We start from the raw sequence: 13,232 nt of genomic DNA, 5'->3' as shown, positions 1-13,232 counted from the left end.
TTGGATAAAACACAGCTTTCAGAATTCCATCTTAATGCGCCGAGACCAGAATGTCAAAATGGAAAGAGCTTTTTTTACCCACTCCGCCGAAATCTGTTATGATGGAATTGCTTATCCTGATCACCAGCATTCATTCGGTATGCTAATCGGATAAGTGGCATGTACACAATGACACGCCTGCAACGGCAGATAGGCATAGCCGTTTGCAGACAGATTTCAAGTGGGAAAAGGAGCATCGATATGAAACAAGTGACCAAAGGCCAATGGAATGGTTACGACACGTATATCCTACATAGCCGTGAATTGGAGATTACCCTGCTGCCGCGTCTTGGAAACAATATTATTTCGATTCGTGATCTCGTGCAGGGCCGCGATGTCGTTCGCAGGCCGGAAGAAGATGATCTTGCTTTTTATTTGCAGAAGCCGTATCACTTCGGCGTTCCACTTCTTGTTCCGCCAGGCCGCATTCATCGAGGACAATTCGAATATGAGGGAGTCCATTACCAATTCGATCAGAATACGGCCAATGACAACCATATTCACGGCCTCCACCGCAGCCAGTCCTGGTGTGTCAGCGACATCGAAGAAGATGAAGACGGTTGTGCAATTACAACGGAGTTATTAACTGAAAATGAAGAGCATTGGATGGCTCAATTTCCGATTCCTCTGAAGCTTGAGATGACGTTCAGACTGCAAAACGCTGTGTTAAGCCAGCGTCTGCGAGTAACCAATCTGAGCTCCACTCCTGCTCCTTTTGGAATGGGATATCATACATGGTTTCTGCTTGACGGCAAACCTGCCGAATGGACACTTCAACTTCCTGTTTCCGGAATTTACAGCCAGAATGAAGAGCAACTTCCCACAGGAGAGATTGAACCTCTCGGTGAATGGTCAGCTTTGAACGAAGGCATGAACATGCAAGGACGAAACTGGGATACTATTTTGAAAGCTGCAGAAGGACAATCCGCGGTAGCTCACTTGCGCAGGCAGGACGGATATATGTTGAAATATTCAGCAGATGAAGCATTTTTCAAACATTGGGTCCTCTTCACAAAGGGCGAATCCGATCAATTTCTGTGCATTGAACCCTACACCTGGCTCCCTGATGCACCCAATTTGCATTTAACAGATGAGCAAACGGGACTGATTCGTCTGGAACCTGAACAGCCCGTTGAGCTTTTTACACGTATTGAGATTGTTCCGCCAACCGAGAAATAATCTTGTACTCTCAAGATTTTTCTATGGGACATTGACCCTTTATTTACCATTTATTCGCATAGCCGATCCATACTGGGTCGGCTTTTTTTATGTTATCTCTCATCTTGCCCATCCAAATTTTACCTTACGCCATATCATGCATATTTCCTTATTCTCTAACCATACTAACATCACCAAGCCATAAGGAGGTGAAACACATGTACGGAGGTCAAAACCAAGGTAGCGGAAGCCGCTCCAACAATCTGGTTGTTCCCCAAGCAACAGCAGCATTGCAACAATTGAAAATGGAAGCTGCACAAGAACTCGGTGTAACTATCCCCCAAGACGGTTACTACGGTAACTACACTTCCCGTGAGACAGGTTCTCTGGGTGGTTACATCACTAAACGTCTGGTACAAATCGCTGAGCAGCAATTATCGGGTCGTTCGTAAGCTCGTAATTCGCGCTCGTATATGCAGCAACAAAAAGCGGCCTTCCTCGGAAGTGCCGCTTTCCTGTGTGCTCATCACAATTAAGAAGTCGACTCCATGCCTGAATCCATGTATGTATTGGTTCTAGGATAACGAATCATCAGGTTCGCCATATTATAGTTGGACTCCATCGTGGCATCAACCAAAATCATGCCTTGTCTTACTGTAAAGTCATATGCAATTTCTCCATGAGTCCAATTGCGCTTGAATTTTAAAGTCTCCAGTGCCATTGCACGGAAAGAAGAGCGCTGGGTTTCGTTTAATCCACCGTCCTCCACCTCCATTTGACCATCACGTCCGGTTATCGGATTATGTCGAATCCCAAACTTTCCAATAACATTATTTCGTATTTGCACAAAAACTACACCTGAATCTAAACCTGATAATTCATGATCAAGCTCTTTGAATACCAAATCCAATTGTCGTGCTAATGAAAGCTGGTCAATTTTTACCATAACGCTCCTCCTTTGTGCACTTCATCCTACAAAACAAGGACTTACGACTCATTATATGACAACATATGGGGTCATTCAACAAAGACAAACAAACTTGGGTAAATATAACTATAATTTGCACAATTAATTGCCATTTTGCGTCCTTCAAGCGAGTTATTTCTCTTAATTGCGACAAATTATTTAGCAGAAGACAAATATAAAAAAGGACAAAAAAGACTGCAAACCTGTGTGCGTTTACACAGTTTTGCAGCCCCGTTACATATATAGGCATCCTATTTAGCGGATTCTGTCATCTTAAGAAATTGTTCAATATCGGCAATGACCAGGTTCGCTGCATTTTGCCAGAAATCAGGCTGTGTGAGATCCGTACCCAGATGTTTCTGAGCCAGTTCCTCTACCGTCATTCGGCCGGTATCCCGCAGCAAATCATCGTATTTATCGGCAAATGCCGTGCCTTCCTCCTGTGCTCTGGCGTAAATGCCTGCGCTAAACATATATCCGAACGTATACGGGAAGTTGTAGAATGGTACACCTGTTAGATAGAAATGAAGCTTGGATGCCCAGAAATGCGGATGATCAGACGCAAGCGCACCACAGAACGCTTCCTGCTGTGCTTCCACCATGAGCTTGGACAACTCATCTGCATTCACCAAACCTTTTTTGCGCTGTTCATAGAACCGATTCTCGAACAGGAAGCGAGCATGAATATTCATGAAGAATGCAACACTTCGTTGAATCTTGTCTTCCAGCAGAGCGAGCTTCTCTTGCTCATCCGTTGCTGCCTGAACCAGGGCATCCGCCACAATCAGTTCCGCAAAGGTAGACGCCGTCTCCGCCACATTCATGGCGTAACGTTGATTCAAGGCTGGCAGTTCTTCCATAATGTGCTGATGATATCCGTGACCGAGTTCATGAGCAAGTGTCGACACATTCGACGGCGTCCCAGAGAAGGTCATGAAAATACGTGTTGCTTTGCTAAGTGGCAATGAAGTACAGAATCCCCCTGGACGCTTGCCAGGACGGTCTTCCGCTTCAATCCAGCGTTTCTCAAATGCCATCTCTGCAAATTTGGAAAGTTTGGGACTAAACTTGGCGAATTGATCAACAATATTGATAGCCGCCTCATCATAGGTGACTTTGCCACCCGACTTGCCTACTGGTGCATCAACGTCACTCCAGCTGAGTTTCTCTACACCAAGCAGTTTCGCCTTGCGCTCCAAATATTGAACCAATGCAGGTTTGGCACCATTAATTACGTTCCACATCGTATCAAGCGTCTGACGTGACATCCGGTTAATCGCCAAAGGTTCCTTGAGAATGTCATCCCAACCGCGTTTCTCATACAATTTGAGACGGAAGCCAGCGAGATGGTTTAATGTATCTGCACAGAAGTCTTCGACATCAGTCCAGGCCTGTTCCCAATTAGCGAATACGGTCTCGCGTACATTCCGGTCACTGTCGCTCAGCTTATTGGCAGCCTGGCCCGCAGACAACATAACCGTCTCCCCATTTTGTTCAAATGGAATGTTAACCTTGCTTACAATGGTGTTATAGAATTTGCCCCAGCCATGATAACCATCTACGCCGAGATCAAGTGCAAGCCCTTCAAGTTCAGGTGACAGCTTCTCCCGAGCTTGCGTGCGGCTCTCATTAAGTGCAAAGGCAAGCGGCTGAATATTTTCCCGGGCAATCCATGCGTCCCATACAGAATCTGATGTCTGGCTAAGCGTATTATCGAAATGGGATTTGGTGCTGTTCAACATCGCAGCAAGCGAGCTAACGGTTCCCTGAAGCTGAACTGCCTTTTTATCATTTTGGTTTTGCGAAGAAAGACAGGAGACAAATGCAGACCCTTCCGAAATTCGGATATAACAGCTCTGCAACAGCTCCAGGATGGGATCAAACGCATTCGTTTCTTCCAGCGACTTGGGTGCAGGTGTTTCTTTCAAAAGGACTTGCAGCTTGCGTACATCCTGCTCCAGCTCAATCAAATAAGCAGCGAACGATTCGGAGGCAGAACCTCCACTAAAGATGGACTCCAGATCCCAGACGGGTTGTAATGGTGTTTTCATTTGTATAAGGCACCTCTCTCAGTAGAATGTAAAATTAACCTTGAATTAGAACTGGTTTTATAAGCGCTATATCTCTATACTAGAGAAATAGTTTAAGCTATTTTCAGGAGGTCATCATATGAAACCTTTACAAGTCTCGGCTGACACAGCCGTCAAATTAGCAGAATCTCTGGGTGTTCCCCTCGAACATCTGATGCATATGCCGCAGCATATCCTGATGCAGAAAATTGCCGAACTGGCCAAAGAAGAAGCGGCTAAACCTGCCTCTGCGGAAGGCGAGCAAGAAGAATGATTCCCTTTGAGAACAGCTGGCCTTACGATATTGTAATGGGGGACATTTATGTACAGCAATGCCCGTACTGCCATGCGAACAATGTACTGCTGCCGCTCAAACCGAAGGAGCTTGTACGCATTCGTGAAGGCAAAAAGAAATTGCTGGTCTTTCCTTGTTGTAATACCAGTATGACTGTAGTCGACAACGATAGTGATTATCTGCTATCCAGTCGTCCTGTCCGCAATTAAAGAACAACTGTCACTTATCAATTGAGGCTGCGTTTCGCAGCCTCTTTGTCTGCTTCAATCATCTCAGCTGGCAACTCCATTTTGCCCGAAATCATCTGTTCTCGCAGCAATGCCCACTGCTCCCGTGAAGAACGAATCATGGCAGCATCGGTAATGCGCTTGTCATGAATGACTCGGCCGAACCATTTTACAGCCTCATGGAATCGACCTACCCTGCGATTCAACTCCCCCAGCAGATACAACAGCTTGGCTTCATTACCTCCAGTACCTTCCCGTTCAAAAACCTTTACGTAAGCATCAAGGCTGAATTCGAGAAAGCGGTTTTCCTGGGTATGATCCTCCATGTACCGATACAGCCAGGCAATATGATGCAGCAGACCCGCAACGACCCGATCTTTCTCCTGAATAACTTGCGCACACAGCAATCCAAGCTTGTACGAATCCATCGCCTGTTCCAGTGTCCGCGCTCCGCTATAGTCTCGTTTCACCCAGCGATTGCCTATTTGCTCCTTGAAATCTTTGCGCTGTTTATCGTTTAAATGTTCGGTCGAATTCTCCGTCGAAGCGAATCCGCACTCCGGACAGATTCGTACAACATAGAAATCCGGATTCTCCCGCTTGTAGTAAGCACAAAAATCAGAATCCGTCCGGTATGGCCGTTTCAAGCTTGGTCTTACGCGTGAGGTGTCATACTCGGTCTCGCAATAATGACATTTCACCTTTACCTTATACAGGGGCTCTAATTCCACTCCGTCCATCCCTCTCCCATATGCGTGTAATCGGAACTAAGGTGTATTCACAAAATGATGTGCTGGTCCCGACAATCGCTGCAGGACGAAAGAATGCAACGGCTCTTCCACACCGACCTGTGTCAATGCCTGATCCATACATGCGAGCCAAGCTTCTGCCCGTTCTACCGTTACTTCAAAATGCATATGGCGGGCACGCATCATTGGATGACCAAAAGCCTCGGAAAATAATGCTGGTCCACCGAAGAACTGAGACAAAAACATGTATTGCTTGTCGATTACCGGCTGAATATTCTCTGGAAAAAGAGGTGCCAGCTTCTCATTCTGCTGAACAATCGGATAAAAAGCTTCAACCAATGCGCGAACGCCTGCCTCCCCACCGAGATTGTCGTAGATGCTCAAACTAGGATTCATTTGCTTTCCCTCCTTTCAGGTGTCGAATTTTGACATATATTACACTCCCATGCTTAATTATGAAAGGAGATTCAAGAACAAGGCCGCGAACGCCTTTATCTTCATTCTATCAAAAAAATCCCAAAAGTCCTATATAACATGAAAGGGTTATGGTTCCACATAGCCATGTCTCGTACAGGTCTATCTCGTACTGAAGGCACAAAAAAAGCGCCAAACGTAAGGTTTGGCGCACCAGATATTTCATTAATAACTTCGCCAGTCCTCTTCTTCAGAGCGCACAAGCGAGGCACGTATAACATAAACAAAAGCACAAACCAGGATTCCGGTGACAAGACTCATAATCATCACTCCATCCGATTTAATTCCACCTTCTAGAACATTTGAGGTGACGTTCAGGCGTTTTTATTATTTTAGCATACATCTCTTAAAAACACAGCCACTTTTGCAAGCGCTTTCTAAACATTAATTTGTACTGTTTGTCCGCTTTGTCTCATATATTGATGGCAAACGCACGAACGCTCTGCTGCACACTGACCATTCCAAAAATAAAGGAGAAGAATTCATGGCCGCTTCACAACGAATCACCCATGTCCTGATCCCACTAGCTCTCCTGATCCTGTGTGTGTTGATGGTGCTGTTTCCGGCGGAAACCTGGCATGCAGGTGTACGTGGACTATCCATTTGGTGGGACGTGCTTTTCCCCTCCCTTTTTCCCTTTCTGGTGCTATCCGAGCTGCTCCTCGGTTTCGGCATTGTTCATTTTTTGGGTACCCTCTTAAATCCACTTATGCGTCCGCTATTTCGTGTTCCCGGGAGCGGCGGCTTTGTGTTTGCCGTCAGCTGTGCTTCCGGTTATCCCACTGGAGCCAAATTGACCGCACAATTGTGGGAGCAAAAATTGGTTACTCGGGAAGAAGGTGAACGCCTCGTTGCCTTCACCACATCATCCGATCCCATTTTCATGATCGGAGCTGTATCGGTCGGTTTTTTTCATAATGTCGCTATCGCTCCAATACTGGTCACATCGCATTATGGTGCTGCTTTTCTTGTGGGCCTGCTTATGCGGTTCCATGGCGGCGGCTCTGTTAAGGATCAACCGTCAATTATCGATTCTCCCTCCGCCTCCAAAGAGGTTCACAGAAACAGGCTGATTCGAGCCATTTATGCAATGCACGAGGCAAGAAAGGCGGATGGACGCGCATTTGGTGAATTGTTGCGCCAAGCGATCTCCTCATCCCTTCGCCTTATTATTATCGTAGGAGGGTTAGTTGTATTCTTCTCCGTCATGATGGAGTTACTCGTGCATACCGGATGGCTCGGCGGATTATATGTGATTACGGAACAATTGCTTCTATATACGGGATTTCCCCCAGCCTTATCCCATAGCCTCGTAGGCGGATTATTCGAAGTCACTTTGGGAGCCAAAGAAGCAGGAGGGGCCGGCATATCCATTCCACTCGTGTATAAAGCTGCTGCTGCTGCCTTCGTCCTTTCCTGGGGAGGATTATCCGTTCATGCCCAAATTATGAGTGTCCTGAGCAGCACTCCAATGAGATATGGACCCTTTCTGTTTGCCAGAGCCGTCCATGCTCTGATTGCACCCATACTTGTACTTTTGCTGTGGATACCGATGATGGGTGATTTGGAATCGCCTGTTTTGTTCCAAACCGGTGTCATGCCGGAATTATCTTTGTATACACCAGACTGGGGACAGATCCTGTTTTCAGGAGCCGCTGTAATGGGAGGTATAATCCTTTTACTGCTGATGCTTTCTCTGATGAGTCCCTTTTTCTTACCCCGACGTATGAAAAAATGAGCCATCCAGTGTGTTTATATTCAACTGAATATCAATCCGACATTGTGTTCTTCTCTGGAATTGATTATCATCGGTAGTATAATGACCACAAAGGAGCTTTCATCTTGAGATACTATGTTCAAGACCGCGGAGACCAGTTATCGATTGATCTCAGTCAGCAGTTTCATGCGCTGGCCAAAGAGGAAGGGTTTAAGCTGGATGCAGAATCGCCGGAGATTGTCATCTCCATCGGAGGCGATGGTACGATGCTGCAAGCATTTCACAATTTCATCGACCGCATCCCGGACATTGCTTTTGTTGGGGTTCATACAGGCCATCTCGGCTTTTATGCCGATTGGAAGAAGGAAGAATTGCGTGAATTGGTTCGATTAATGAGCGGCAAAGGAGACCCGGAACGACTCAAACCCCGAATTGTGGAGTATCCGCTGCTGGAGCTTGAGATTCGTAAAAAGTCGGGCAACACCTCTTATATCGCACTGAACGAATTTACGTTAAAAGGTGTAGACGGTACAGTCGTTGCGCAGGTCGATATTAATGACGTTACGTTTGAGATGTTCCGGGGAGACGGAATTTGTGTATCTACACCTTCGGGCAGTACGGCATACAATAAGGCGCTTGGCGGCGCCATGGTGCATCCTACGATCGAGGCTATTCAAATCGCCGAGATCGCTTCAATCAATAACCGCGTCTATCGGACGCTGGGTTCACCGGTTATTTTGCCCAAGCACCATCACTGTGATATCTTCTCACGCAAGGATCAGCGGTTATTGCTTACCATTGACCACGTAAACGTTATGGTGGAAGATCTCATATCCGTACGCTGCCAGGTGGCCCGCCACAAGGTCAGCTTTGCCCGTTTCCGTCCCTATCCGTTTTGGAACAGGGTTCGTACAGCTTTTTTGGACTAATCATATGCAAAAGAAAAAGCGGTCCTTTTCAGGAACCGCTTTTTGCTTTGGCTTGAGGCTGATCTTTGCTCTTCTGAAGTACAAAGTACGCACAGCCAAAGTTGCAATATTCATTGATATAATCCACCATGCTGGAGATCGTGGAATCCTTCGTTGCTTTAGGATGGTTGTCCCGGTAAAAACCTTTCAACCGCAGCTGGCTGTACCCCCAGTCCCCAATAATGTAATCGTACCGCTCCAGCACTTCGCTGTAACGGTCACGGAAGACTTCAGGATTCCAGCCGTCTTTGTGGTTCTGCACAATTTCATAATTTTTTCCGCCGATTTGAACAATAACTGGTTCTTGAGGTTTGTCCTGTACAGGCTCCTGAACCGATTCCTGAATCTGTTCTGAACTTTTTTCTTCTTCCAAACCTGTCTCCTCCATCATGCGTGAGATGCCGATTTTTCCGTATTTTTCGCAGCGGATTTCACTTGTTCATGGGCGTGGTAGGAGCTGCGGACCATAGGTCCAGATTCGACGTGGCTAAATCCTCGCTTCAGTCCTTCCTGCTTCAATGCCGCAAACTCTTCTGGCGGATAATACTTCTCCACAAACAGATGCTTCTCTGATGGCTGCAAGTATTGACCAATCGTCATAATATCACAATCCACAGCGCGCAGATCATCCATCGTTTGCAAAATTTCATGATATTCCTCACCTACACCAAGCATGATGCTCGATTTCGTTGGGATATTTGGCTGCATTTCCTTGGCACGAGCAAGCAGTTCGAGTGAACGCTTGTATTTCGCCTTGGCACGGACTTTGTCCGATAGCCGCTCTACGGTCTCGATGTTATGGTTCAAGATGTCCGGTTTGGCATCCATCACGATCTGCAAGGAATCTCGATCACCCAAAAAGTCCGGAATCAGCACTTCTACGCTGCATAAAGGCAAACGACGACGAACCGCCTTTACCGTCTCTGCAAAGATCGTTGCTCCTCCATCCTTCAGGTCGTCACGCGCCACACTCGTAATTACGCAGTGCTGAAGATTCATCTGTTCTGCTGCTTCTGCCACGCGTTCTGGTTCCTGCAGATCAAGTTCCGTTGGCAAGCCGGTATTCACCGCGCAAAAACGGCATGCCCGTGTACAAATGTCGCCCAAAATCATAAACGTAGCCGTCCGATTGGCCCAACATTCGTAAATATTCGGGCACCGTGCTTCCTCACATACTGTATGCAGCGTTTTGGAACGCATCATCGTTTTCATTTCCTGATAGTTATCACCGGTTGTCAATTTGATCCGAATCCAGTCCGGTTTCGGTTCTTTAACACGTTTAGCCAATGCATAAACCTTCTTTCTACTGAAGTTAGGCTGTTGCTCGGAACATATTATACCATGAAAGCGTTGGAAAAACCCCCATTTGTCACATCTTGTGCATTCATGTCTTACATCCCCATTTTGCATAATTCGATTCCTTCGCTCCCGAGTACGAGAGGTAGACGAATAAACCCATTTCGATCTACCTCTCGCTGATTAAAAGTCGCTTTTTGGATTTATGCAAAATGCTTACATGGATAAAATGATGACTTTTGAAGAACGCTAGGTTATAGCTTGGTTCACCGGGCACCATGTGCATCATCTCAATGGAAAGGGGGCTGCTTCCCTGTGCAAGATGGCTTTACATCGCGGTTAACTTATTCCTTTTGGATCAAAACATTGCTTGCAGGCACACTGCTTCTCCCATTCTTGCCTGTTGATGTTTTCGGTGAACCCACCGCCGCTGATTCCAAACCTCAGGCTGTAGAGCAGAAACCAGAGGACATTTTTGCTTCGCGCCGACATCTGTATGAAAGCATTGGTCAGATGACCCATATTCCCTGGTACAGGCTCGCGGCAATCGATCAATATGAACGAACGATCTCGCGTGCACATCCGAAGGATCGTAAACACCCGGAACGGCTGACTGGCATATTCATGACCTCCCCAGCCTGGAGAGGCTGGCTAAATCCCGACGAGACGGATCAACACCCGGGTTCCATTGCCTTTTTCAATGGGTATGGCCGTGACGGCTCTGGTGACGGTATGGCAGATGCCAACAATGACCTCGACGTACTTTACAGCATGGCTTCCATTATTCAGAAGTATGGGACCAAGTCAGAGGACTTCAACATCGCCCTGTGGGAATATTATCATAACTCCCGGGCTGTGCAGCGCATTCAGCAATTCGCGAAATTATATGAGCATTTTGACAGCCTCAATCTGTTTGGACACGCCTTTCCCGTCCCGCTCGGAACCAACTATTCGTATCGCAGCACTTGGGGTACCAAACGCAGCTGGGGCGGGTACCGTATTCATGAAGGCACGGATATTTTTGCACCACATGGACTGCCTGTGCGCAGCACCTGTTACGGCGTTGTGGAAATCAAAGGCTGGAATCCGTTTGGCGGCTGGCGTATCGGCATTCGTGATTTGAACAATCATTACCACTATTACGCTCATTTATCGGGCTTCGATAAAAACGCCCATATCGGCGAAGTGGTTACCCCTGGTCAGATTTTGGGCTGGGTAGGCAGCTCAGGGTATGGAAAACCGGGTACGCAGGGCAAGTTCCCTCCTCATTTGCATTATGGCATCTATCGGGACAGCGGGTTACACGAATGGTCATTCGACCCCTATCCTCATCTGAGGCACTGGGAGCAGGAAGAACGTAAACAGAAGAAAGCCAAGAGCCAATGAGCTAAATCTGGATAAATGATGAAACTGCATATTTCACAATAAAATATGTTTAGTGCAAAGCGGGGCCTCCATTAAGGGGCCTCGTTTTTTTATTCAATATTTGCCTTTGATTCATTAGTGGTTCACATCCAAGTCAAGCTGCAAACCCTCATTTGGATCTGACAAATCCGGCTCAACCTCCAGTCCATTTCCGTTCAGACCGTTTGCTGGAGCCTGCTGTTGATTGGGAGAGGTTGAATTAGGCGTCCCTCCATGACCACTGGACACACCCGTCTGACCCGATGGCAATGCTATAGCGGGTGCATTGCTGCCGTTGCTGCCTACCGGCTTGCCCTGATTATCGTAGTAATACATTGGCACATCGCCCACTACCAGCAGGTAGGATATCGGAATTTCCGTATCAACGGTCTCGGGTTCCATGTCAAAGGGCACCACCACCGCTACTTCGGCAATGATGTGAATGTACACTTCCACCAGAATCATGTTAATTCCCGCATTCTGCTGACGTGTGTTCAGATCCACCTTGACGGCTCCCTGAGGCTCAATACGAACCGGTATACTTGGACCAAAGGAGGCCAGTACCGGACTGCCCAACGCCTGCCCCAGCGGTATTTTTTCTTTTAACATATGCACGTTCTGCAAAGTGGACTGCACAATGTTCATCGTACTCGCGGTGATCCGCATATGCTCATCGTAATTCAGCATAAATCCGGACACTTTCCCAGCCGTATCGGTTTTCCAGTCGATCAGTCCTTCGGTGGATTTGCCTTCGGAAACCTGCGCTGTAATGGCCTTGTTGATCGCTTCCGTTGCAATTTGCTTTACTCTGATCTTGGCCAGATGCATGATGGGCGGTTTCATTTTCTTATCGACATAGGCAAAACCTTGCATCAAACAGAACGCTGTTACCAATACAATAATCAACCACATTTTGCGCCTGCCACTTGGCGGCTTGCGGCGTCTTCGGCTTCGCCATCGTCTTCTCATCATCGGGCGTCCCTCCCCTGCGGGATGAGCTATAGGCTATATACTATCCTTATGCACTGTTGTCCCGAAAAAGAAGGACAGCACCTGCTCGTACGCGGATATCATCATGCACAACCAAAAAAGCCTTCCGCCAGCAGATTTGGTCTGCAAAACGGAAGGCTTTTTTATGGAATATGGCTCTGAGAAATTCAGGCCACTGTCCACATTTTATTATTTCGGAACGGATTCCCAATCTTTGAGGAAGCGTTCAATGCCGCTGTCCGTCAGCGGGTGTTTCCACAATGTTGGCAGGAGCGAACCCGGAATAGTAGCAATGTGCGCACCGGAAAGAGCTGCATCCTCCACATGTTTGATATTACGAATGCTTGCTGCAATAATTTCGGAAGGCAGATCGTACGTATCCAGAATGAGACGCAGATCTCGAATCAGCTTCATGCCATCCACCGCAATATCATCCAGACGGCCAACAAATGGACTGATGTAGGTTGCACCAGCTTTCGCCGCCATCAGGCCCTGTGCTGCGGAGAAGATCAGCGTTACATTCGTTTTAATTCCTTTTTGCGTCAGTTCATGACAAGCATAGAGTCCATCTTCGGTCATCGGTAGTTTAATCACTACGTTCGGTGCCCATTCTGCAATTTCATAAGCTTCCTTCAACATATCCTCGGCTTTAAGTCCAATAACTTCAGCACTGACCGGGCCTTTCACAACGCCACAGATCTCCTGAATCACTTCTTTAAATACGCGACCTTCTTTGGCAATCAAAGACGGATTGGTCGTGACTCCATCCACCAGACCAAGACGTTCGATCCGTTTGATTTCTTCAACATTACCTGTATCCAAGAAAAATTTCATGATATGTTCCCTCCACTTGATGAATTTTGTAAACAACTATACTCA

General features: G+C 47.0%; 15 protein-coding genes. 7 read left to right on the top strand and 8 right to left on the bottom strand.

Features of this window, described 5'->3' with window-relative positions:
• The first annotated feature begins 240 nt into the window (after positions 1–240).
• A complete protein-coding gene (locus P5G61_RS30510) occupies positions 241–1,218 on the top strand; it encodes an aldose 1-epimerase (protein ID WP_301249890.1) in 978 nt (325 codons plus the stop codon).
• Between the two features lie 197 nt (positions 1,219–1,415).
• On the top strand, positions 1,416–1,649 hold the full coding sequence (locus P5G61_RS30505) for an alpha/beta-type small acid-soluble spore protein (protein ID WP_105601328.1): 234 nt from the start codon (positions 1,416–1,418) through the stop codon (positions 1,647–1,649).
• An 80-nt stretch (positions 1,650–1,729) separates the two neighbouring features.
• Here the strand turns inward: P5G61_RS30505 and P5G61_RS30500 are convergent, their stop codons facing one another.
• A complete protein-coding gene (locus P5G61_RS30500) occupies positions 1,730–2,143 on the bottom strand; it encodes a hypothetical protein (protein ID WP_024634409.1) in 414 nt (137 codons plus the stop codon).
• A gap of 272 nt (positions 2,144–2,415) precedes the next feature.
• Positions 2,416–4,215, bottom strand: coding sequence for a M3 family oligoendopeptidase (locus P5G61_RS30495; RefSeq protein ID WP_301249889.1), 1,800 nt, complete (start codon positions 4,213–4,215; stop codon positions 2,416–2,418).
• 118 nt (positions 4,216–4,333) lie between these two features.
• Between P5G61_RS30495 and P5G61_RS30490 the strand changes: the two genes are divergently transcribed.
• Together P5G61_RS30490 and P5G61_RS30485 are read left to right on the top strand one after the other, a co-directional pair.
• On the top strand, positions 4,334–4,507 hold the full coding sequence (locus P5G61_RS30490) for a YycC family protein (RefSeq protein ID WP_301249887.1): 174 nt from the start codon (positions 4,334–4,336) through the stop codon (positions 4,505–4,507).
• Entirely contained in the window at positions 4,504–4,737 is a 234-nt protein-coding gene (locus tag P5G61_RS30485) for a hypothetical protein (RefSeq protein ID WP_024634407.1), read from the top strand. The genes P5G61_RS30490 and P5G61_RS30485 overlap by 4 nt, the downstream gene beginning before the upstream one ends.
• A 17-nt stretch (positions 4,738–4,754) precedes the next feature.
• Here the strand turns inward: P5G61_RS30485 and P5G61_RS30480 are convergent, their stop codons facing one another.
• Both P5G61_RS30480 and P5G61_RS30475 read right to left on the bottom strand, forming a co-directional pair.
• Complete coding sequence (locus tag P5G61_RS30480; RefSeq protein ID WP_301249886.1) at positions 4,755–5,486, bottom strand: DUF2225 domain-containing protein; 732 nt, start codon at positions 5,484–5,486, stop codon at positions 4,755–4,757.
• Positions 5,487–5,522: 36 nt separating this feature from the next.
• Positions 5,523–5,900 carry a globin domain-containing protein gene (locus P5G61_RS30475; protein WP_024634405.1) on the bottom strand — a complete coding sequence of 126 codons (378 nt, stop codon included), beginning with the start codon at positions 5,898–5,900 and terminating at the stop codon, positions 5,523–5,525.
• Positions 5,901–6,462: 562 nt separating this feature from the next.
• Between P5G61_RS30475 and ylbJ the strand changes: the two genes are divergently transcribed.
• Together ylbJ and P5G61_RS30465 are read left to right on the top strand one after the other, a co-directional pair.
• On the top strand, positions 6,463–7,716 hold the full coding sequence (gene ylbJ, locus P5G61_RS30470; RefSeq protein WP_301249885.1) for a sporulation integral membrane protein YlbJ: 1,254 nt from the start codon (positions 6,463–6,465) through the stop codon (positions 7,714–7,716).
• Positions 7,717–7,820: 104 nt separating this feature from the next.
• Positions 7,821–8,624, top strand: a complete 804-nt coding sequence (locus tag P5G61_RS30465) for an NAD kinase (protein WP_024634403.1) — start codon at positions 7,821–7,823, stop codon at positions 8,622–8,624.
• A 28-nt stretch (positions 8,625–8,652) separates the two neighbouring features.
• Here the strand turns inward: P5G61_RS30465 and P5G61_RS30460 are convergent, their stop codons facing one another.
• Both P5G61_RS30460 and lipA read right to left on the bottom strand, forming a co-directional pair.
• A complete protein-coding gene (locus P5G61_RS30460) occupies positions 8,653–9,036 on the bottom strand; it encodes a YutD family protein (protein ID WP_236642253.1) in 384 nt (127 codons plus the stop codon).
• A 14-nt stretch (positions 9,037–9,050) separates the two neighbouring features.
• The gene (lipA, locus tag P5G61_RS30455; protein WP_024634402.1) at positions 9,051–9,950 is read right to left on the bottom strand and encodes a lipoyl synthase; all 900 of its coding nucleotides are present in this window, start codon (positions 9,948–9,950) and stop codon (positions 9,051–9,053) included.
• A 324-nt stretch (positions 9,951–10,274) separates the two neighbouring features.
• Between lipA and P5G61_RS30450 the strand changes: the two genes are divergently transcribed.
• Positions 10,275–11,345 carry a M23 family metallopeptidase gene (locus P5G61_RS30450; protein WP_301249884.1) on the top strand — a complete coding sequence of 357 codons (1,071 nt, stop codon included), beginning with the start codon at positions 10,275–10,277 and terminating at the stop codon, positions 11,343–11,345.
• A gap of 114 nt (positions 11,346–11,459) precedes the next feature.
• Here P5G61_RS30450 and yunB read toward each other — a convergent pair whose 3' ends face one another.
• Positions 11,460–12,335, bottom strand: coding sequence for a sporulation protein YunB (gene yunB / locus P5G61_RS30445; RefSeq protein WP_285078489.1), 876 nt, complete (start codon positions 12,333–12,335; stop codon positions 11,460–11,462).
• A gap of 207 nt (positions 12,336–12,542) precedes the next feature.
• Positions 12,543–13,187 carry a fructose-6-phosphate aldolase gene (gene fsa, locus P5G61_RS30440; protein ID WP_024632668.1) on the bottom strand — a complete coding sequence of 215 codons (645 nt, stop codon included), beginning with the start codon at positions 13,185–13,187 and terminating at the stop codon, positions 12,543–12,545.
• Positions 13,188–13,232 lie beyond the last annotated feature (45 nt).

This window comes from Paenibacillus vandeheii, from assembly GCF_030433635.1.
In the GTDB taxonomy this organism is placed as follows: Bacteria; Bacillota; Bacilli; order Paenibacillales; family Paenibacillaceae; genus Paenibacillus; species Paenibacillus vandeheii.
The sequence above is the reverse complement of the archived record's forward strand: the minus strand, read 5'-3'. Positions and strand labels throughout refer to the sequence as shown.